The sequence below is a fragment of the Rathayibacter sp. PhB186 genome (assembly GCF_003751825.1).
GTDB classification, from domain to species: domain Bacteria; phylum Actinomycetota; class Actinomycetes; order Actinomycetales; family Microbacteriaceae; genus Rathayibacter; species Rathayibacter festucae.
In genome coordinates, this window is the sequence record NZ_RJKO01000002.1 from 412371 (window position 1) to 433276 (window position 20906).

Here is a 20906-nt window from a genome sequence, read left to right on the forward strand (position 1 = left end):
GTCGTCGAGAGCGCGGGTGCGCGTGACGGCCACGGTAGCTTGCGGCAACTTTCCGCGTCAAGGCAAACCTTGCCGCGGCTTGCTGCGAGGGACGCGGAGGTGTGCATCCCCTCCACGTCCGCGGCTCCGGGTTGAGACGGGCCGCCGATCTCGGCATCGTGGCTCCCTCATCGATCACGGACGGAAGGAACGACCCGATGCTCACGCTCACCGACAACGCCAGCACCGTCGTCAAGACCATCACCGGTCAGACCGAGACCCCCGTCGAGGGCGGACTCCGCATCAGCGGCGACGACCTCGACGCCCGCAACTTCGCCGTCGCCGTCGCGCCGGCCCCGGAGACCACCGATGCGGTCGTGGAGCAGGACGGTGCGCGGGTCTTCCTCGACGTCGCCGCCTCCGTGGCCCTCGGCGACAAGGTGCTCGACGCGCAGGTGGACGAGGGCGGCTCCGTCACCTTCGGCATCACGCCGCAGGGCTGACGCCCGGCCGCCCGGAACGACGGAGGCCGCCCTCCCGCTGCTGCGGGGAGGGCGGCCTCCGTCGTTCCGGGCGGCTCAGGACAGGACGTCGCGGGTGGTGAAGCGCGCGATCGCCAGCGAGCCGAAGACGGCGACGTAGGCGAGCTGCAGGAGCGCGTTCTCGCCGAACGAGCTCCAGGCGATCGGGTCGCGGAGCAGGTCGGCGAAGTCGAACCAGCGGTCGGTGAACAGGAACGGGTGCAGGGCGTCGAGCTGCGAGAGCGAGCCGACGATCTGCGCCGCGATCGAGACGACGACGGTCGCGGCCATCGCGCCGACCGGGACGTCGGTGAGCGTCGAGACGAACAGGCCGATCGCCGCGAGGCCGACCAGCGAGAGCGCCGCGTAGACCGCGATCGCGAGCGCGCGGCCGACGGCGTCCGCGAGCGGGACGGTCGTGCCCGAGAGCAGGGTGACCGGGCCGGCCGGGAAGAGCGCCAGGCCGATCAGGATGCCGACGACCATCACGGTCAGCGCCGCGGCGAGGCAGAACGCGATCGCGGCGGCGAACTTGACCGCGAGCAGCCGGATCCGCCCGACCGGGCTGACCAGCAGGTAGCGCAGGGTGCCGAGCGACGCCTCCCCCGCGATCGCGTCGCCCGCGACGACGCCGACGGTCAGCGGCAGGAAGAGCGGGACCGCGACCGTGATCGCCGCGAAGCCGGTGAACAGGCCGTTGCCGGCGATCGCGCCGACGAACGAGGGCCCGCCACCGTCGCCGCCGGACAGCCGCACGGCGACCGCCAGCAGGATCGGGATGGCCGCGAGGGCGGCGAGCAGCGCCCAGGTGCGGCGGCGCCGGAAGAGCAGGGCCAGCTCGGAGGCGAGGAGCGAGCCGATGCCGAGGCTGCGGCGCGGACGGGCGGGGGCGCCGGTGTTGGTGGCAGCGGCGGCCGCAGTGGTCTCAGCGCTCGACATCGAAGCCCTCCCCGGTGAGCTGGACGAAGCGCTCCTCGAGCGAGGGGCGGCGGACGGAGAAGCCGCGCACCCGGACGCCCGCGGTGACGAGGGACGCGACCACGGACTCCGGGGCGGCGGTCGTCGGCATCGCGGCGACCACCAGAGGCGGATCGATCGGGTGCTCGGCGGGGACGAGCCGAGGTGCGAGCCCCAGCTCGACGAGGGCGCGCTGGGCGTCGACGACATCGGGCGTGAGCAGCTCGAGAGAGGCCGCGTCGCCGCGGAGCTCGTCGAGCCCGCCCTGCGCGACGAGGCGGCCGGTGCGCATCACGGCGGCGTGGGTGCAGAGCTGCTCGATCTCGGCGAGCAGGTGGCTCGAGACGAGGACCGTCGTGCCGTCGGCGTTGAGGCTGCGCACGAGCGAGCGGACCTCGCGGGTGCCCTGCGGGTCGAGCCCGTTGGTCGGCTCGTCCAGGACGATCAGGTCGCGCGGCGACAGCAGGGCGACGGCGATGCCGAGGCGCTGCTTCATCCCGAGCGAGTAGGAGCCGACCTTCTTGCCCGCCGCGGCGGAGAGGCCGACGCGGGCGAGCGCCTCCTCCGCCCGGCTGTCGCGGCTTCGCGCGGAGGTGCCGGCCTCGGCCGCGTCGAAGCGGCGGAGGTTGGCGCGGCCGGAGAGGAACGGGTAGAAGCCCGGCCCCTCGACGAGCGCGCCGACCCGCGGCAGGACCTCGGCGGCGCCGCGCGGCATCGCCGTGCCGAGGACGGTGATGTCGCCCTCGGTCGGCGCGGCCAGGGCGAGGAGCATCCGGATGGTCGTGGTCTTCCCCGAGCCGTTGGGCCCGAGGAAGCCGAAGACGGCGCCGCGCGGGACGGCGAGGTCGAGACCCGACACCGCCTCCTGGCGCCCGAAGCGCTTGGTGAGGCCCCGGGTCTCGACCGAGAGCTCGCCGGTCGTCACCGACCGGCGGCGGCGGTCAGCGCGTCGACCGGGACGGCGCCCGCGAGGACGCGTCCGTCGTCGGTGAAGAGGACCGTGAACAGGGCGGACGAGAGCACCCGGCCGCCGTCGACGGCCGTGGTCACGGCGTCCAGCTGGGCGAGCGACTCGGCGTCGCCGGCCGGCAGCTCGACGATCGAGCCCCACCCGGTGCCGGTGGTGGTGACGCCGGAGTCGCCCTCGGGCGCGGCCGGGACGTCGGTGGCGTCGGTGGAGGGGTCCTGCTCGTGCGTCGGTGCGGCCTTCTCGGTGACCTCCGCGCCGACGGGCGGCGTGAACGAGAACATCGCGGCGTCGGGCGCCGAGACGTCGATGCTCGTGTACGCGACGCTGAAGGCGGGCGCGGTGCCGCCGACGGGAGTGACGGCCACGCCGAGGGGCAGGCCGGTCTCGCCGTCGATCGAGACGGTGACCGAGCCGACGAGGGTGCTGCTGTCGCGCGGCGTGAGCACGAGCTCGTAGGCGTCACGGCCGGCGACGCGGACGTCGGAGCCGACGGCGACGGTGGTCGTCGGGTCGATCGAGGCGAGCAGCTGCTCGGCGATCGAGGACGGGGTCGGGATCTCGCCGGCGGGAGCCTCGGTCGGCGGAGCGGCCGTGTCGCCGGCGGGCGGCAGCAGGTGGGTCGCGGAGTTCTCGGCGGAGTCGTAGATCCAGACGCCGTCGGCCTTCGTCGCGACGACGTCGCGCTCGGCGAGGCGGTCGAGGACCTGCAGGCGCGCGCCGTGCTCGGCGTCGACGAAGACGCGGGCCTGGTGAGAGCCGGTCGCGAGCTCCATCAGCGCGCTCGTCGCCGAGGCGTCGTCCGAGCTCTGCGCACCGGAGCCGGTGCTGCCGAGCGCGGAGAGGTCGGGGAGCCCGAGGGCGGAGGTCTGCTGGACCTCGCCCGAGAAGGCGGTGGTGTCGCTCTCGGCGACGAAGGTCAGGAGGTCGGCGGCGGACTTCTCCGGGAGGTCCCCGGCCGCGCTCGCGGACAGGGGCAGGGTGACGGCCGCGGCGACGACGACCAGGGGGACGGCGGCGGCGGGGACCCAGCGCTTCCAAGAGGTGCTCATAGTCCTCGACGCTACGCCTCGAAACGGCGCGCCGCCTCCGAGTCGCGCGCCGTCACGGCGGACCGTCAGGCGATGCGGTCGGCCGAGACGACGACGTTGTCGACGTAGTGGCCGTAGGAGTCGTCGAACACTCCCCCGCAGGTGATCAGGCGCAGCTGCGGAGTCGGGCTCGGGCCGTAGACGTCCTCGGTCGGGAAGTCCTCCTTGGGCACCGAGACCGAGCCGGTGACGGAGAAGGTGCGCGTGCTGCCGTCCGACAGGATCACGTCGACCGTGTCGCCGGGGACGAGGGCCGTGAGGTCCAGGAAGACGCCGGGGCCGATCCGCGAGTCCACGTGCCCCGCGATGACGGAGGGGCCGATGTCGCCGGGGACGACGCCGTCCCGGTACCAGCCGGCCTCGTCGACCTGGACGGGCGGCTGGATCCAGCCGGTGTCGTCGCGGGTCAGCGACTCGAGGGTGGAGTCGACGCCGATCGCGGGGATCACGACGCGGACAGGGGTGACCGCCGAGCGCGCGGGAGCGGCGGCGGCGACCGGGTTCTGCAGCGCGCCCGCGTCACCCGGGGACGGGGTGGCCGGCGCCGTGGTGGCGGGGGCGGCGGAGGAGGCGGGCGTCGCCGCGGGGGCGGACTCCTCCCCCGCGCTGGCGCAGCCGGCCAGGAGCAGGAGCGCCGCGAGGGCGGCTCCCGCTCCGGCGAGGCGGCGCATCAGCTCGCTCGGCCGGTGCCGACCGAGGAGCGGCGCGCGATCAGGGCGAGGGCACCGGCGACCGCGGCGAAGACGCCGAGGACCGAGAGCACGCCGAGGAGTCCGTCGACGAGCGGCGCGGCGGCGGACGTGGTGGAGGCGACGTGCACGGCGGTGGCGCCGCCTCCGGTCTGGATGCCGCCCGTGGGCAGGTCGCCGATGGCGGCCGAGTCGAGCACGGGCGAGACGACGAGGCCGTTCGAGGCGTCGTCGAGGACGAAGAGCGAGGCGACGGAGCCGGGCGCGAGGTCGAGGTCGGCCGTCGCGGTCACGGCACCGGCCGAGAGGTCGAGGCTCCACGGGCCGGCGGGGACGCTGGTGTAGCCGGTGGCGGTGCCCTGGGCGGCGCCGGTCGCGAGCAGCGTGCCGGTCGTCGTGGCGACGTCCACCTGGCTCGCGGTGGTCGAGGCCTGGACGACACGGACCCGGGCCTGGCCGTCGGCGGGCGGGGTGAGGTCGTCGGTGAAGACCGTGGTGCGCAGCACGGCGTTGCGGCCGAGGGCGGCCACGGTCAGCGGGGTGCCGGCCGAGACGTCGACGGACTGCTCGATGACGGGGGCGGTGCCCTCGGGGGCGCCGGACGGGACCATCGCGACGACGTAGGTGCCCGGCTGCAGCGTCCAGTAGGGCGAGACCGCGCCGTAGGCCACGCCGTCGAGCTCGAAGCTCGCCCCGCCGCCGCCGAGGGCGGTCAGGGTGACGTCGACCGACTTGGTGTCCGGCGAGAGATGCGCGACCCGCACCCAGCCGGTGGCCGGCGGCGCCTCGGCCGCCGAGGCGGGCGCGGCACCGAGGGCGGCGAGCGCGGACACCGCGGCGAGGGCGAGCGCGGCGCGCGCGAGACGGAGGGGGCGGATCGGGTTCATGGCGGGTCCTTCGGGTGGGTCGTGCTACTGAGCGCCCGGGAGCAGCCCGGTCGGCTCATCGAGATCGAGGGTGACGAGGAGACCCTCGGGGGTCGACTCGACGGAGGTCGGGACGAAGTCGCCCGACTGGCTGCCGAGCCAGGTGGTCGCGCTCTGCAGCGCGGCGGCGTCGGCCGGGAGCGCGGCGCCGTTGTAGCCGGACAGGATCATCCGGTGGCGGACGCCGTCCACCTCGCTGGTGCCGACGGGGAAGTCGGCGACCGAGAGCGGGGTGAAGGCGAGCTGCTGGCCGAGCAGGAGGAGGAGCCGCGAGTCGACGCGGCCCCCCTCGAGCAGGGCGCGGGCGGCGTCGGTCGTGGTCAGCGCGGGGTTGGCCGCGAGCTGGCTGCCGGCCGAGGCGCGCGCGGCGGTCAGGACGGTGGCCGCGGCGGCGGCCTGATCGGTGCCCTGGTCGAGGACGCGGCGCACCTCCACGGCGGTATCGCCGCTGCCGAAGGTCGCGACGGCCTCCGAGTTGTCGAGCGCCGTCTCGGTCTCGCCGGTCGCGCTCGCCCGCAGGCTCGGCGTGACGAGGATGTAGTCGGCCGCGCGCCAGGCCGAGTCGGGTGCCGCCGCGGAGAGCGTCGACTCCGACACGACGGTGTCGCCGGGGAAGCCGGCGTCGGTGACGTCGCCGACGAGGTCGTCCTGCACCAGGAGCACCGAGGCGGGATCGATCGTGTCCGCGACCCAGGCGACGGCGGCCTCGGTGGTGCCGGGAGCGGCGGCCGCGACGGGGCCGGTGGCGCTGCCGCCGTCTCCGCCGCCGTTCGTGATCAGCGGGACGGCGACGAGCGCGCCGCCGATGAGCAGCACGGCGGCACCGATGCCGGCGACGATCAGGACGGTCTTCCGGCGGGGGCGGGGGCTGCCCTCGTCGTCCGCGGCCTCGGCGGAGACGGGAGCGCCGTGCCACTGGTGCGCCGTGGCGGGCACGGGCGGCGCGAGGAAGCCGTCGGCGTCGTCGTCGTCGCGGGTGTCGCCGTCGGAGTCGCTGCGGCCGGGGAACGGCGCGGGAGCGAGGAAGCGCTCGCTGAAGAGGTCCTGTGCGGGGTCCTCGGTGCGGTGCTGAGGCGCGGTGTGCTGCTCGGGTCCGCCGAAGGACTCCTGCGCGTACTGCTCGGGTGCGTCGTACTGCTCGGGTGCGTCGTACTGCTCGGGCTCGTCGTGCTGCTCGGGCTCGTCGTACGGCTCGGGCTCGACGTGCTGCTCGGGCTGGACGGGCGCGGAGCGGCGGGCCGGATCGGGCAGGAGCAGCCCGAAGGCGCCGCGGCTGCGGCCCTGGACCGGCACGAAGGAGGCGGCGTTCGGGTGCGGGAACTCGAGGTGCTCGGTGTCGAGCTCGCAGACCTCGCCGATGACGGGCGCGAGGGCGGGGCCGTCGGTGTCGGTCGGCGCGAGGGCGAAGCCGCGGAGGAGCGCGGCGTCGACGGTCGGCGCCGGCGGGAGCGGAGGTGCGACGGGCGGTGCGGCCTCGCCAGGGGCCGGCGGCTGGACCGCGGACGGCGCGGAGGTCGGCGGCTCGAAGAACTGCGCGTCGACCGGCTGCGCGTCGGCGGGCGGAGCCGCGGGCGGCCGGGGCGCGGCGAGACGAATGCCGTCGAACTCGAGGTCCGCGGGCTCCTCGGTCCCGGACCACTCGGTCTCCTCCGCGGTGGGCTCGTCCGGCTGCTCCGCGAGGGGCGGGGCGAGGACGGGCGGGGCCGGGGGTGCGGGCGGCGCCGGAGGCGCGTCGAAGAACTGCGCGTCGACGGGCTGCGGCTCGAAACGCGACGACGGGGGCGGGGGCGCGATCGTCACGGCGTGCTGCTCGTGGGCGTGCGGCTCCTCGACCTCCTCCGAGGGCGCGAAGTCCCGCGGGAGGTCGACCATCGGCGACGGCGCGGCGGGCGCCGGGGCGGGCGGCGGCGGGCTGCGGAACGCGCTGTGCGATCCTCCGCCGCGGACCGGGCGCGAGAGATCGGGGACGAAGGAGGCGACCCCCGGATGGGGGAATTCGAGAGCATCCGCGTCGAGCTCGCAGTACTCGCCGATCGCGGGCGCGGGCACGTCGAAGACGTACCCGGCATCCGCGTGCGCCGGAGCGGCGTGCTGCTCGAGGAGGGCGTCCCGGCGGGGAGCCTCCTCGTCGCGCGCCGGAGCCGGCAGGTACTCGGTCACGTCGGGCTCGACTCCGTACGGGGGTTCCCCTTCCCCGGGGGAGTCGCTGCGCCGCGAGCGCGAGAACAGCTGCCGGGCGGCCGAGACGGCGATGCGCGCCATCAGCGGCGGCTCCGTCCGGCGTCGTTCCGACATTCGAGGGTCACAGTTCCTCTTCGGAGCGGACGCACCGATCGGTCTGGTCTGGCGCGCGTTCCGGAGTGCTGTCCCCACATGCTCATGAGGCGCAGTCTTCCGTATCCGCTGGCGCGAAAGGTACCGGAGGTGGCGCTTGTGATCTGTTCGTCACGCGCTCGACCCTGGGGAGGAGCCTCTGCGGGAGGGGTGCGCCGGGGCTGCTGCGGCGAGGATGATCACAGGATGGACCTCCCGTTCCCCCTCCCCCTCGCCCCGATGCTCGCCAAGGCGGTCGCCGCGGTGCCCGCGCAGGACGCGGTCGACGGCGGCTACTCCTACGAGCCGAAGTGGGACGGCTTCCGCGCCATCGTCTCCGTCTCCGGCGGGGTCTGCGAGATCGGCAGCCGCGGCTCCAAACCGCTCACCCGCTACTTCCCCGAGCTGGTCGAGGCGTTCCTCCGGCTGCTGCCCGACGGCTGCGTCCTCGACGGCGAGATCGTGCTGGCGACCGGGCCCGGCGGCGCCCAGCGGCTGGACTGGGAGCTGCTCTCGCAGCGCATCCACCCGGCGGCCAGCCGCGTCGCGACGCTCGCGGCCGAGACCCCGGCGATGCTCGTCGCCTTCGATCTGCTCGCCGTGGGCGGCCGGAGCCTGCTCGACGAGCCGTACTCGGCGCGGCGCGAGGCGCTCGCCGCACTGCTGGACGGAGTGACCGCGCCGGTGCACCTGGGCCGGACCACCGCCGACGAGGCGCTCGCCCGCGACTGGCTGGAGCGGTTCGAGGGCGCGGGGCTGGACGGCGTGATCGCGAAGCCCCTCGCCGCGCCCTACGCTCCGGGCAAGCGGACGATGCTCAAGGTCAAGCACCACCGGACGGCCGACGTCATCGCGATCGGCTACCGCGAGCACACCTCGAAGCCCGGGCTCGGCTCGCTGCTGCTCGGCCTGTACGACACCGACGGGGCGCTGCGGCAGGTGGGCGGTGCCTCCGCCTTCACCGACGCCCGGCGGGTCGAGCTGATCGAGGAGCTCGCCGACGTCGTCGAGCGCGACGCGGACGGCGAGGCGGTGCGCGGCGACGGCGAGCGCAGTCGCTTCTCCGGGAGCCGCGACACCTCGTTCGTGCGGCTGCGGCCGGAGACGGTGCTCGAGGTGCGCTACGACCAGATGGAGGGATCGAGGTTCCGGCACACGGTGCAGTTCGAGCGCTGGCGGCCGGACCGCGACGCCGGCTCGTGCACCTTCGCGCAGCTGGAGCAGCCGACGGCGTACGACCTGGGCGACGTGCTGGGCTGACGCTACTCGGCGGCGTCCTCCGCGGGCTCCGCCGCCGGCTTCTTCGCGCGGCTGGGCTGGACGCGGGGCGGCTCGCCCGGCATCTTCGGGAAGTCGGGCGGGAACGGCAGCTCGCCGAGGCCCGCGGAGAGGTCGCGCTCCCACCAGCCGAGCAGCGCGTCGAGCGTGCCGGGGGCGTCGTGCATCCGCGCCCAGGGGTCGCCGGTCGTGCTCAGGCGCTCGGGAACGGTGCGGATCGTGAACGCGGTCGGATCGATCCCGTCGAGCTCCTCCCACTCGACCGGGCAGGAGACCGGAGCGTGCGCGAGCGGACGCGGACTGTAGGCGCCGGCCATCGTGCGGTCGCGGTTGGCCTGGTTGAAGTCGACGAAGATCCGCTCGCCGCGCTCCTCCTTCCACCACGCCGTCGTGACCTGCTCGGGCATCCGCCGCTCGAGCTCGCGGCCGGCGGCGATCACCGCGTGCCGCACGTCGAGGAACTCGTGCTCGGCCACGATCGGCGCGAACACGTGCAGCCCGCGGTTGCCGGAGGTCTTCACGAACGACTCCAGGCCCGCCTCGCGCAGCACCTCGCGGAGCGCGTGCGCCGCGACGACCGCGTCGGCGACATCGGTGCCCGGCTGCGGGTCGAGGTCGATGCGGAGCTGATCGGGCCGGTCGGAGTCCTCGGCGCGGGACGCCCACGGGTGGAAGACGAGCGTGTTCATCTGCGCGGCCCAGACGGCGACGGCGGGCTCGTCGATCACGAGCTGCGGGTGCACGCGGCCGCTCGGATAGGTGACGGGGACGGAGCGGACGTACTCCGGGGCGCCCTTGGGCGGGTTCTTGGAGAAGAACTGGTCGCCGTCGATGCCGGAGGAGAAGCGCTGCAGCGAGATCGGCCGGTCGCCGTTGGCGGCGACGAAGGCCTCGCCGACCGCGATCAGGTACTCCGCCACCTCGCGCTTGGTGATGCCCGGCTCCGGGAACAGCACGCGGCCCGGGCTGGAGACGCGCACCTCCCGGTCGCCGTGCGGTCCGGGGACGGTGAGGACGACGGCGTCGCTGCTGGGCATGTCAGCGAGGCTAGCGGGCGCCGCCGTCGGGCGACAGCGGTCCCCCGGGTCGGCGGCGCAGGCGGATCGGGCCCTTCGCGCGGGACGGATCGACGATCTGCCCGCCCTGGACGATGTCGATCTCGCCGCGGTCGACGAGGCGACGGGCGGCGCGGCGGACCGGCTCCATCAGCGGCCGCCACTCCTCTCCGCCGACCCGGCGGGCGACCTCGGACGGGCAGGCGGTGGCGGACGCGGCGCGGGCGAGGAGGACGGTGCGGATCTCCTCCTCGAGGCGCGCCTCCTCCGGGCCGACGCCGCGGCGGCGGCAGGCGTCGGAGCAGTAGCGGACGTTCTCCCAGTCGCGCGCCCACTTCGCGCGCCACTCGATCTCGCGGCCGCAGGAGGCGCAGCTCTTGTTCTCGGGGCGGGTGCTCGATTCGCGGGGGCGGTGGGCCATGGTGTCGAGTCTGCGCGCGTGCGGGCGGGGGTGCCACGGGTTGCGCGGGGAGCGGACGGGGGTGGGGGGGTGGGTGTTCGATCTGCAGGCGATCCGGGGGTTGTGCCGCCCCCGTGCGCGGGTCGGAGGGCTCTCACCGTCGCGTCGCCTGCAGATCAGACGAGCGGTGCGGGCTTCGGGGGGGGCGGAGGCGGGAGTGTCATACTCCGCAATGAGGCGAACGGACCCCGCCCGGTGCGACAGGCTGGAGGGGCCGTGCTGCGGCGCGATGACGGGCCCGTTCCGCGCCGCATCCCCGATCGATCTGGAGTCTCCGATGAGCCGTGAGAACCTCGCCACCGCGTCCGACACCGCCGCGTCCGCCGGGTCCGCGCCTGCCGACGGCCGACCGCACGCCGCCTTCGCCGGGCTCTCGCCCGCGGACTTCAAGCTCGCCTTCCGCAACCACGCCGCGGGGGTGGCGCTGATCACCGCCGACCCGGGCACCGGACCGGTCGCGCTGACCGCGACGTCCGTCTTCTCCGTGAGCGCCGAGCCGCCGCTGTTCGTCTTCTCGCTGTCCTCCGCGTCGTCGAGCTCGCCGGCCATCCAGGCGTCGGAGACCCTCGTCGTGCACCTGCTCGGCGCCGAGCAGCTCGACCTCGCCCGCCTCGGCTCGACCAGCGGCATCGACCGGTTCGCCGACACCTCGATCTGGTCGCGGCTCCCCACAGGCGAGCCGTACTTCCCCGGCGCGTCCGCCTGGATCCGCGGCACCGTCATCAACCGCATGGAGGCCGGCTCGTCGACCATCGTCGCCGTGCACGCCCTCGAGGCGCACGTCCCCGACGACTCCGACGCCACGGCGCCGCTGGTGTACCACAACCGCACCTGGCACCACCTCGGCGAGCACTCCCGCCTGGGCTGACGCTCGGGTCGGCCGGCCCACTCCTCGAAAGTTGCGGTAGCCGAGCGCGACTACCGCAACTTCGGAGGAGTCGGCGGCGGAGCGGGCTCGACGCGGGGGACGCGGCGCCGGCGAGTGCGCAGAAGTCGCGGTAGCCGGGCGCGACTACCGCAACTCTTGAGGAGTCGGCGGCGCTGACCGCGCTCGCGGCCGCGAGTGCGCAGAAGTCGTCGTACCCGAGCGCCCGCTCCGACAACTCCTGCGGAGCCGACTCGACGCAGGCGCACGCGGCGCCGGCGAGTACGCAGAAGTTGCGGTAGCCGGGCGCGACTACCGCAACTCTTGAGGAGTCGGCGGCGCCGACCGCGGCTGCGGCCGCGAGTCCGCAGAAGTTGTCGTAGCCGAGTGGCCGGTACGACGACTTCTGCGGAGTGATGAGCGGTGAGCGGGGCTCTCGGCTGATGGTCTGGTCGCGGGCGGGTCTCGATACGCGCTGCGCGCTACTCGACCAGCATGGGGTGCGCTGCGCGCTGCTCGGCCAGCGGGAAGGGGGTTAGGCGTCCGGGCCGGTGGCGACGGGGCGGGCGGGGGTGTTCGACCACTGAGACCAGGAGCCGGGGTAGAGGGACGGGGCGAAGCCGGCGAGGGTGAGGGCGACGGCGTCGGCGGCGGCCGTGACTCCGGAGCCGCAGTAGACGCCGACGGGGGCGTCGGGGCGGACGCCGAGGGACTCGAAGCGGGTGCGCAGGGCGGCGGCGTCGAGGAAGCGGCCGTCGGCGTCGACGTTGCCCGTCGCGGGGGCGTTCAGAGCGCCGGGAATGTGGCCGGCGCGGGGGTCGATCGGCTCGACGTCGCCGCGGTAGCGCTCGGGGGCGCGGGCGTCGAGCAGTACGCCGGTAAACGGCAGCGCGGCGGCCTCGTCGATGTCGAGCACCGGCAAGGCGCCGTAGGCCAGCTCGACGTCGCCCGCGACCGGCGAAACGGGGCCCGTCTCCAGCGCGCGGCCCGAGGCGGTCCAGGCGCGGAGCGAGCCGTCGAGGAGGCGCACGTCGGCGACTCCGGCGGCGCGCAGCAGCCACCAGGCCCGCGCGGAGGAGAGGTTCTTCAGGTCGTCGTAGACGACGACGGCCTGACCCCGGCGCAGGCCCCAGCGGCGCGCCGACTCCTGTAGGGCCTCGATCGGGGGCAGGGGGTGGCGGCCGTCCTCGGGGGCGCCGTGCGCGGCGAGCTCGTGGTCGAGATCGACGTAGACGGCGCCGGGGAGGTGGCCCTCGAGGTACGCGGGGCGGCCGTCGGGCCGGTCGAGGCGCCAGCGCACGTCGAGGACGAGCGGCGGCTCGGGCGAGGCGAGTGCCGCCGCCAGCTCGTCGGGGGTGACGAGCACGTCGGAGCGGAGGGTGGTGGTCATGTCGGTCCTCTCGAGGGGTGCGCTCACAGCGCGGTACCGGGATTCAGGATGCCCTGCGGATCGAAGACCCGCTGCACCGCGCGCTGCAGGGCGACGACGTCGGGGCCGAGCTCGCGGCGGGCCCAGTCGCGCTTGAGGGCGCCGACGCCGTGCTCGCCGCTGACGGTGCCGCCGAGGTCGAGGGCGAGCGCGAAGACGGCCTCGGCCGCGGCGTCGGCCTGGCGGCGGGACCGCTCGGAGTCGTCGCGCAGGCGGATGATCGGGTGCAGATTGCCGTCGCCGGCGTGGGCGAAGACGTAGACGTCGGCGCCGGTGTCCGCCGCGATGGCGTGCACGCGGCGGATCGCCTCGGCGAGGCGGGAGCGGGGCACGGCGATGTCCTCGATCAGCACGCGGCCGCGGGCCTCGATCGCGGGCAGGGCGTCGCGGCGGGCGCTCGCGAGGGCGAGGCCCTCGGCCGGGTCGAGGGTGGTCTCGACGCTGAGCGCGGTCGCGGCGAGCACCGCGCGCACCTCGGCGATCTCCTCGGCGGCGCCGAAGCCGTCGGTCTGCACCAGGAGGAAGGCGCCGCCGCGGCCGGCCAGGGTCGAGCCGCGCAGGGCGTCGATGGCCTCGAGCGTGCGGTCGTCGACCAGCTCGAGCACGCTCGGGCGCAGACCCGCACGGGCGAGGGCGACGGCGGCCTCGGCGCCCGCGGCCACGTCGGCGAAGAAGGCGGCGGCGGTCGCGGTCGCCCGCGGCCGGGGCAGCAGGCGGAGGGTCGCGCCGACGACCACGCCGAGGCTGCCCTCGGAGCCGACGACGAGCGCGGTGAGGTCGAGGCCGACGACGCCTTTCCCGGTGTCGCGGCCGAGGTGGACGAGCGAGCCGTCGGCCAGGACGACGTCGAGCGCGAGGACGGCGTCGCGGGTGACTCCGTACTTCGCGCCGCGCAGGCCGCCGGCGTTGGTGGCGATGGTGCCGCCGATCGTCGCGATCTCGACGCTGCCGGGGTCCGGAGCGTAGAGGAGGCCGTGCACGGCGGCGGCGCGGTCGAGATCGGCGGTGATGACGCCCGGCTCGACGCGGGCGACGCCGTCGACGGGGTCGATCTCGAGGATGCGGTCGAGGCCCGAGACGTCGAGGACGAGGACGCCCTCCCCCGCGCTGGCGCCGCCGGCGAGTCCGCTGGCGGCGCCGCGGGTGACGACGGGGATGCCGTGGGCGGAGGCGTGCCGGAGCGCGGCGCGGACGTCGTCGACCGAGCGGGCGCGCACGACGCCGAGCGGGGTGCCGCCGGGGGACCAGCCGGAGCGGTCGGCGGTGGGGACGTCGGCGGTGATCTCGACAGGGGTGGGGTCGACGGCGGGGCCGAGCGCGCTCACTCCGCGATCCGCTCGATGATCGGCGCGGCGGCGGCCGACGCCTTCACCCGCTCGAGGAAGAGGACCACCGTCGCCGCGGCCGAGCGGTGCGTCGCGTCGTTCAGCGCGTCGTGGCGGCCGTCGGCGAGGACGTGGATCTCGGCCCGCGGGGCGGTGCGGTAGACGGCGACCGCCTCCGCGAGCGGGCTGATCGCGTCGGCCGCGCCGTGCAGCGCGAGCAGCGGAACGGTGACGGCACTGGCGGCGACGGTGAGCAGCTCGGGCGGCAGTGCGGCGTCGCGCGCGGCGGAGTCGGTCTCGCGCTCGAGGACGCCGGCGTGGTTCGGGCAGGCGGTCCGCTCGCCGATCCCCCCGCCGCTCTCGGCGCGCACGGGCAGTCCGGCGAGGACGACGGCGTCGACCGGCTCCGTCGCGGCGAGCTCGAGGGCGACGGCCGCGCCGGCGTCGGAGCCGACGAGCACGAGCGGCGCGATGGTCGCGGGGTCACGGAGGACGGCGAGCGCGGCGTCGCGGACGCCGGGGGCCGTCGCGTCGCCGAAGGCGCGGACGCGGTAGGCGTCGCGGGCGATGCGGGTGCCGAAGCGCTCGTAGACGGCCGGGGTCTCGCCGCGGCCGCCGAGGACGACGAGGGTGCCGCGCGGGGCGATGCCCTCGGGCTCGTCGATGGCGCGGGCGGCGGGGGCGGTGGTGGGCGGGTGGGTGAGGGTCATGGGGGGCTCCTTGGTAGGGCGGGCGTACCGGCGGGTGAGTGTTCGGAGGGGGTGGGTCTCGATACGCCCCTGCGGGGCTACTCGACCAACATGAGGCTGGCCTGGTGGGGCTGCTCGACCAGCATGAGGACGGGGTTACTCGACGAGCACGGGGACGGGGGCGAGCAGGTCCGCGAGCGGGAGGGGCGCGGCGGCCGCGGCGCGGCCGCGCAGGCCGAGCAGGAGCTGCAGGCGCTCGTTGACGGGGGCGGGCACGCCGGCACGCCGCGCGAGCAGCACGATCTCGCCGGTGAGGTGGTCGATCTCGCTGCTCGTGCCGCGGGCGGCGCTCTGCCAGGTCGACAGCCGGCCGGCGGTGTGGCCGGGAACGGGATCGACGGCGAGGCGCGTGCCGTCGTCGGGAGCGACCGCGAGGCCGTTGGCGGCGAGGGCGGTGCGCGCTTCCGCGACGAGCAGGTCGCGCGCGGCGGCGCGCTGCTCGGCCGGGCCCTCGAACAGGTCGAGGCCGTTGGCCGCGTTGGCGAGCAGTTTGCGGGCCTTCCAGGCGCCGATGTCGGGCACGGCGCGGGCGGCGAAGCCGGCGCCGCGGAGGATCGCGGCGTACTCCTCCGCGCGCGGATCGGCGGCGTCGGGGTGCCGGCCGATCCAGAGCACGCCCACGGTCGGGAAGGAGGGCGAGACGACCTCGCCGGGCACCAGGAAGCTGGCGGCGATGCCGATCGACACCCCGTAGACCGCGGCGAAGCGGCGCAGCGCGCTGTCCTCGGTGGCGAGTCCGTTCTGCAGGGTCAGCACCGGCAGCTCGGCCCCGGCCCCGCCCCGGGCGAGCGGCGTCCAGGCCCACTCGGCGAGCGCCGCCTCCGCGTCCTGCGCCTTCACCGCGAGCACGAGGACGTCGCCGCGTGCGGGCGCCGCCTCCGCGGGGCCGTCGGCGACGGGCAGCCGGACGATCTCGTCGCCCGCGGGCCGGCGCACGCGCAGCCCGTTCTCGCGGAGGAGCCGCAGGTGCTCCCCGCGCGCCACGAGCAGGACCGGCTGCCCGGCCAGGTGCAGCTGCGCGGCGAGGACGGAGCCGACGGCCCCGCCGCCGATCACGAGGAAGCGGCCGCTCACGGGCGCACCGCCGCTCGGCCGGGGATCGCCGCGAGCAGGGTGCGGGTGTACTCCGCGGCGGGCGAGCCGAAGACGCGGGCGGTGGTCCCCGCCTCCTGCACCCGCCCGCGGTCGAGGACGACGACGTCGTGGGAGACCTCGGCGACGACGGCCAGGTCGTGCGAGACGAAGAGGTAGGCGACGCCGAGATCGCGCTGCAGCTCGACCAGGAGCTCGAGGATCTGCGCCTGCACGGACACGTCCAGCGCGGAGACCGGCTCGTCGAGGAGCACGAGATCCGGCCCGAGGGCGAGCGCGCGGGCGATCGCGACCCGCTGGCGCTGACCGCCGGACAGCTCGGCCGGCAGCCGGGAGAGGAAGGAGCCGGGCAGCCCGACCCGGTCGAGCAGCTCGCGGGCCCGCTCCAGCCGCGAGGCGCGGTCGCCGATCCGGAACGAGACCAGCGGCTCGACGACCGACTCCAGCGCCGTGAAGCGCGGGTCGAGCGCGGCGAAGGGGTTCTGCTGCACGAGCTGGATCCGCCGGCGCAGCGGCCGCCACTGCCGGTCGCTCGCCGCGGTGAGGTCCTCCCCCTCCACGAGCACCCGGCCGCTCGAGGCGCGCTCGAGACCGAGGGCGATCCGCAGCGCGGTCGTCTTGCCCGAGCCCGACTCGCCCACCAGCGCGAGGGTCTGCCCCGCGCGGATCGAGAACGAGACGTCGTCGAGCGCGCGGTACGGCGGGCGGCGGCCCGGCAGCGCGAAGTCCTTCACGACGTTCTCGACCCGGACGATCTCCGGAGCGGGCTCGACGTGCTCGAAGCGCGGCACGAGCTCGCCGCCGAGTCCCGGCGCCGCCGCGAGCAGCTCGCGGGTGTACTCCTCGCGCGGCGCGACCAGGATCTGCGCGGGCGGGCCCTGCTCCACCACCCGGCCCTCGCGCAGCACGAGGACGCGGTCGGCCCGGTCGGCGGCGACGGCGAGGTCGTGGGTGATGATCAGCAGCGCGATGCCCTGCTCGCGGACGAGCGACTGCAGGTGGTCGAGCAGGCGCTTCTGCACCGTGACGTCCAGGGCCGAGGTCGGCTCGTCGGCGATGATCAGCCGCGGCCGGCCGGCCAGCGCGATCGCGATCAGCGCCCGCTGGCGCAGCCCGCCGGACAGCTCGTGCGGGTACTGCCGGGCGCGCAGCTCCGGGTCGTCGATGCCCGACTGGCGCAGCGCCTCGAGCACCTCGGCGTCGACGGAGCGGCGGTCGACGCCGCGCAGGCGCACCGCTTCCGCCACCTGGGCGCCGATGCGCAGCGTCGGGTTGAGCCCGACCATCGGGTCCTGCGGCACGAGGCCGACGAACCGGCCGCGCAGATGCCGGAGCCGCTTCTCGGCCGCACGGGTCACGTCCTCGCCGGCGAGCGCGATCGAGCCGCCGGTGATCCGGCCGCCGGAGGGCAGCAGGCCGAGCACGGCGTTCGCGGTCGTCGACTTGCCCGAGCCGGACTCGCCGACCACGGCGACGATCTCGCCGGCCGCGATCTCGAGCGAGACCTCGTGCACGACCGTGCGCTCGCCGTAGGCGACGCTGAGGCGGTCGAGCCGCACGAGCGGGCCGGACGCGGCGGGCCCTGCGGAGGGGACCACCCCGGCGCTCATCGCTGCACCTCCTCGAGGCTCTTGGCCACGTGGTTGAGCGCGAAGACCAGCAGCCCGACGAAGAGCCCCGGCAGCAGCGACAGCCACGGGCTGGTGACGAGGTAGTTGCGGCCGCTGGAGATCAGCGTCCCCCACTCCGCTGCGGGCGGCGCCGCGCCGAAGCCGAGGAAGCTCAGCGCGGCGATCGCGATGATCGCGGTGCCGAGATCGAGCACGGCCAGCACGGCGACCGGCCCCCAGGAGTTGGGCAGCACGTGCCGCACGAGCACACGCAGCCGGCTGGCCCCTCCGGTGCGCGCGGCCTCGACGTAGGGCAGCGTGCGCACGCGGAGCACCTCGGCGCGGGTGGTGCGCGCGAAGCCGGGCAGGATGCCGATCCCCACGGCGAGCGCCACCGGCAGCGTGCCGAAGCCGATCGCCGTCACGATCGCCAGGGCGAGCAGCAGCCCGGGGATCGCGAGCAGCACGTCGACGATCCGCATGATCACCGCGTCCACCGCGCCACCCGCGGAGCCGGAGACCACGCCGAGTGTCAGCCCGCCGACCAGGGCGATCGCGAGGGCGATCACCGTCGCCTGCACCGTCAGCGCCCCGCCGTGCAGGACCCGCGCGAACAGGTCGCGGCCCAGCTCGTCGGTGCCGAAGAGGTGCACGAGGCTCGGCGCCTGCAGCTTGTCGGCCGGCGCGGTCGCCGTCGGGTCGACGCCGGTGAACAGCGCGGGAGCGATCGCCGAGGCCAGGACGAACAGCACGAAGACCAGCGCCAGGACGAAGCCCGGGCGGCGCAGCAGCAGGCGGAGGATCCGCACGCGGCGGGCACCCCGGCCGTGCGCCGCGCGGGTGAGCGGCTCGGGGACGACGAGCGCCTCGGGCCGGGTGAGTTCGAGAGTCATGGTCGGCTCGCCTTCGGTGTCGAGGTGATGCGCGGATCGAGGAGGGGGTAGAGCAGGTCGACCAGGAGGTTGATGCCGACGGACACGACGGCCGCCAGCACGACGATCGCCTGGACGACCGGCACGTCCTGGGTGAGCACCGACTCCTGGGCGAGAGTGCCGATGCCCTGCCGGGCGAAGATCGTCTCGGCGACGATCGCTCCCGTGACGGTGTTGCCGGCCAGGATGCCGAGGATCGTCAGCGTCGGCAGCGAGGCGTTGCGGAAGGCGTGCCGCCACTGCACCGCTCCGCGGGAGAGGCCCTTGGCGCGGGCCGTGGTGATGTAGGCCTCCGCCTCGACGTCCGCGAAGCTGCGGATCAGCACCTGGGCGAGCATCGCCGAGGTGGGGATCGCCATGGTCACCGCGGGCAGGATCAGGCTCGCCGGGGTCGCGCTGCCGGTGGAGGGCAGCAGGTGCAGCGAGAAGGCGAAGAACTGGATGAGCAGCAGGCCGATCCAGAAGCCGGGGAACGCCACACCCGCGGAGGGCAGCCGGCCGAGCACCGTCTTCAGCGGCGCCCAGCGGACGTACGCCGCCAGGTAGGCGAGCACGGTGCCGCCGATCAGCGCGAGGCCGATCGCCAGGGCGCTGAGCTGCAGGGTGCCGGGCAGCTTCTCGGCGATCAGGTCGGTGACCGGGATCCCCTTGGTGATCGAGGTGCCGAAGTCGCCCCGCAGCGCGTTCGCGAGCATCGTCGCGTACTGCTGCCAGACCGGCTGGTCGAGGCCGTAGCGGGCCTGAGCCTCGGCGAGCTGCTGCGGGGTGAGCGAGTCCACCTCGACGTTGTTGGCCGACAGCAGGAGCGCCAGCGGGTCGCTCGGCAGCAGCCAGAGCACCGCGAAGGTCACCGTGTACGCGGCCCAGAGCACCAGCACCGCCTGGCCGAGCCGGCCGAGGAGGTAGCGGCCGAGGCCCGAGGGGGCCGAGCGGGTGCCCGGCCTCCCCGGTGCTGCCCCCGGTGCCGCGGCCACGGGGGCCGAGCCGAGCGCGGTCACGGCTGGATCCAGGCGTCGGCGAAGTCGCCGAACGCCTCCGAGGTGAAGCGGAAGCCGTGCACCGCCGATGAGACGCCCGCCAGCTGGACCCGCTCGGCGAACGGGAAGACCAATGCTTTGTCGATCAGGTAGTCCTGCAGCTCGCCGTAGACCTCGGCGCGCGCCGCGGTGTCGACCGTCTGCACGCCCTCGTCGAGCAGGGCCTGCACGGTCGCGGCCTGCTCGGCGTCGAGGCCGTTCGTCGCCTGCGCCTTCGAGCCGGCGTAGCGGGAGTCGATGATCCACTGGATCACTCCCGGATCGGCCCGCGTGTAGTAGGTCGAGATCAGGTCGTAGTCGCCGCTGTTCAGCACGTCGGCGCGCTGGGCGTTGGTGATCACGTTCAGCTCGAGCTCGATGCCGACCTGCTTCAGCTGGTCCTGGATCAGCTGATCGCCGGCACCGAACTGGGTGACGATCGGCACCGAGAGCGTGAGCCGCCGCCCGTCCTTCGAGCGGTAGCCGTCGTCGCCGAGCTTCCAGCCCGCCTCGTCCAGCAGCTCGCCCGCGCCCTCGGCGTCGAAGGCGAGCTTCGACGACTCGTCTTCGTAGAACGGAGTCGTCGTGTTGTAGATGCTGGTCGCGGCCGGGTAGCCGGAGCCGAAGACCGTCGTCGCGTAGGTGTCGCGGTCGATCGCCTTCTGCACGGCCTGCCGCACCCTCTCGTCCGAGAGGATCTTCCCCTCGGCGACGTTCGGGTAGTAGTTGCTCGCGGGGCCCGGCAGCGAGCGGCTCTCGACCGTGTCGCCGGAGCCCGTGATCACGGCCTGGTCGTTCTCCGAGATCGGGTTCCGCGGCCAGGCGATGTCGATCTCGTCGCTGGTCAGCTGCCCGACGCGGACGCTGTCCTCCGCGACGTAGCTGATGTCGATCCCGTCGAGGTGCGCCTCCCCCGTGTTCTCGCGCAGGGCCGAGCCCCAGGCGTACCCGTCGCGCTTGTCCAGCGTGATGCCGGTGCCGGGGGTGTAGCCGGTCAGCGTGAACGGGCCGGAGCCGACGATCCCGCCGAGGCAGCGCTCCTCGGGCGTCTTCTCGTAGGAGGAGGCGGCGAGGATCGCCAGGTTGGTGGTCGAGGTGCCCTGCAGGAACGCGGCGTTGGGCGTGGAGAAGACGACCTTCACGGTGTCGGCGTCCACGACCTCCGTGCCCGAGTAGCCGGCGAGGTAGACGCCTCCGTAGGCCGAGGGCAGCTGCGCGAGGGTCGCCTTGTCGTTGTCGAACGAGGTCTTCACGCTCTCCGCGGTGAAGGGCGTGCCGTCCGAGAAGGTGACGTCGGTGCGCAGGTCGAAGGTGTACTCGGTGCCCGCGTCGTTGACACTCCAGTCGGTCGCGAGCCAGGGCTGGATCTCGCCGGTCTCCGGATCCTGGTCGGTGAGCGAGTCGGCGACGTTGCGGATCACCGTGCGGTGCTCGATCCAGTAGGTCTGGAACGGGTCGACGCAGGAGAACGCGGCGTTGTCGGGGAAGAAGGCGAGCGAGAGCCGGCCACCGTCGACGGGGGTCGCGTCGTCGGCGGCCGTGCCCGCGCCCGAGGCGCCCGAGCAGGCGGAGAGGGCCAGCGCGGAGGCGAGGGCGAGCGCGGCGGCGGTGGCCGATCGTCGGAGGGGGCGTGAGCGGTGGAACGTCATGGC

At 74.9% G+C, this 20906-nt stretch carries 19 protein-coding genes; 3 read left to right on the plus strand and 16 right to left on the minus strand.

Annotated features, from left to right (window positions below; translation table 11 throughout):
* Window positions 1-197: 197 nt before the first annotated feature.
* Window positions 198-482 (plus strand): hypothetical protein, encoded by a 285-nt coding sequence (locus EDF45_RS09585; RefSeq protein ID WP_123446096.1) that lies wholly within the window; start codon window positions 198-200, stop codon window positions 480-482.
* A gap of 75 nt (window positions 483-557) precedes the next feature.
* Here the strand turns inward: EDF45_RS09585 and EDF45_RS09590 are convergent, their stop codons facing one another.
* From EDF45_RS09590 to EDF45_RS09615, 6 genes are all read right to left on the minus strand, one after another.
* Window positions 558-1439 carry an ABC transporter permease gene (locus tag EDF45_RS09590; RefSeq protein ID WP_123735920.1) on the minus strand — a complete coding sequence of 294 codons (882 nt, stop codon included), beginning with the start codon at window positions 1437-1439 and terminating at the stop codon, window positions 558-560.
* A complete protein-coding gene (locus tag EDF45_RS09595; RefSeq protein WP_123735921.1) occupies window positions 1426-2382 on the minus strand; it encodes an ABC transporter ATP-binding protein in 957 nt (318 codons plus the stop codon). Before EDF45_RS09595 ends, EDF45_RS09590 begins: the two co-directional genes overlap by 14 nt.
* Window positions 2379-3476, minus strand: a complete 1098-nt coding sequence (locus EDF45_RS09600; RefSeq protein WP_123735922.1) for a hypothetical protein — start codon at window positions 3474-3476, stop codon at window positions 2379-2381. Before EDF45_RS09600 ends, EDF45_RS09595 begins: the two co-directional genes overlap by 4 nt.
* Window positions 3477-3541: 65 nt before the next feature.
* On the minus strand, window positions 3542-4186 hold the full coding sequence (locus EDF45_RS09605) for a class F sortase (RefSeq protein WP_123735923.1): 645 nt from the start codon (window positions 4184-4186) through the stop codon (window positions 3542-3544).
* Window positions 4186-5091, minus strand: a complete 906-nt coding sequence (locus tag EDF45_RS09610) for a DUF4397 domain-containing protein (protein WP_123735924.1) — start codon at window positions 5089-5091, stop codon at window positions 4186-4188. Before EDF45_RS09610 ends, EDF45_RS09605 begins: the two co-directional genes overlap by 1 nt.
* A 24-nt stretch (window positions 5092-5115) precedes the next feature.
* On the minus strand, window positions 5116-7392 hold the full coding sequence (locus EDF45_RS09615; RefSeq protein WP_123735925.1) for a hypothetical protein: 2277 nt from the start codon (window positions 7390-7392) through the stop codon (window positions 5116-5118).
* 258 nt (window positions 7393-7650) lie between these two features.
* Between EDF45_RS09615 and EDF45_RS09620 the strand changes: the two genes are divergently transcribed.
* Window positions 7651-8703, plus strand: a complete 1053-nt coding sequence (locus EDF45_RS09620) for an ATP-dependent DNA ligase (RefSeq protein ID WP_123735926.1) — start codon at window positions 7651-7653, stop codon at window positions 8701-8703.
* A gap of 2 nt (window positions 8704-8705) precedes the next feature.
* On the opposite strand, the gene ligD is transcribed toward EDF45_RS09620, so the two are convergent.
* A complete protein-coding gene (gene ligD, locus EDF45_RS09625; protein ID WP_185020139.1) occupies window positions 8706-9758 on the minus strand; it encodes a non-homologous end-joining DNA ligase in 1053 nt (350 codons plus the stop codon).
* Window positions 9759-9768: 10 nt separating this feature from the next.
* A complete protein-coding gene (locus EDF45_RS09630) occupies window positions 9769-10197 on the minus strand; it encodes a DUF2256 and DUF3253 domain-containing protein (protein WP_123735927.1) in 429 nt (142 codons plus the stop codon).
* A gap of 316 nt (window positions 10198-10513) precedes the next feature.
* Between EDF45_RS09630 and EDF45_RS09635 the strand changes: the two genes are divergently transcribed.
* Window positions 10514-11104 carry a flavin reductase family protein gene (locus EDF45_RS09635; RefSeq protein WP_123736014.1) on the plus strand — a complete coding sequence of 197 codons (591 nt, stop codon included), beginning with the start codon at window positions 10514-10516 and terminating at the stop codon, window positions 11102-11104.
* A gap of 532 nt (window positions 11105-11636) precedes the next feature.
* On the opposite strand, the gene EDF45_RS09640 is transcribed toward EDF45_RS09635, so the two are convergent.
* From EDF45_RS09640 to EDF45_RS09675, 8 genes are all read right to left on the minus strand, one after another.
* Window positions 11637-12491: a sulfurtransferase gene (locus EDF45_RS09640; protein WP_123735928.1), complete on the minus strand. Its 855-nt coding sequence runs from the start codon at window positions 12489-12491 to the stop codon at window positions 11637-11639.
* Between the two features lie 23 nt (window positions 12492-12514).
* Window positions 12515-13855: an FAD-binding oxidoreductase gene (locus EDF45_RS09645; protein WP_123735929.1), complete on the minus strand. Its 1341-nt coding sequence runs from the start codon at window positions 13853-13855 to the stop codon at window positions 12515-12517.
* Window positions 13852-14565: an alpha/beta hydrolase gene (locus EDF45_RS09650; protein ID WP_123735930.1), complete on the minus strand. Its 714-nt coding sequence runs from the start codon at window positions 14563-14565 to the stop codon at window positions 13852-13854. The genes EDF45_RS09645 and EDF45_RS09650 overlap by 4 nt, the downstream gene beginning before the upstream one ends.
* A gap of 135 nt (window positions 14566-14700) precedes the next feature.
* Window positions 14701-15678 (minus strand): ketopantoate reductase family protein, encoded by a 978-nt coding sequence (locus EDF45_RS09655; RefSeq protein ID WP_123735931.1) that lies wholly within the window; start codon window positions 15676-15678, stop codon window positions 14701-14703.
* Window positions 15675-17306: an ABC transporter ATP-binding protein gene (locus EDF45_RS09660; RefSeq protein ID WP_123735932.1), complete on the minus strand. Its 1632-nt coding sequence runs from the start codon at window positions 17304-17306 to the stop codon at window positions 15675-15677. The genes EDF45_RS09655 and EDF45_RS09660 overlap by 4 nt, the downstream gene beginning before the upstream one ends.
* Complete coding sequence (locus EDF45_RS09665) at window positions 17303-18199, minus strand: ABC transporter permease (protein WP_123735933.1); 897 nt, start codon at window positions 18197-18199, stop codon at window positions 17303-17305. The genes EDF45_RS09660 and EDF45_RS09665 overlap by 4 nt, the downstream gene beginning before the upstream one ends.
* Entirely contained in the window at window positions 18196-19236 is a 1041-nt protein-coding gene (locus tag EDF45_RS09670; protein WP_260312108.1) for an ABC transporter permease, read from the minus strand. The genes EDF45_RS09665 and EDF45_RS09670 overlap by 4 nt, the downstream gene beginning before the upstream one ends.
* On the minus strand, window positions 19233-20903 hold the full coding sequence (locus tag EDF45_RS09675; protein ID WP_123735934.1) for an ABC transporter substrate-binding protein: 1671 nt from the start codon (window positions 20901-20903) through the stop codon (window positions 19233-19235). Before EDF45_RS09675 ends, EDF45_RS09670 begins: the two co-directional genes overlap by 4 nt.
* Window positions 20904-20906: the final 3 nt, after the last annotated feature.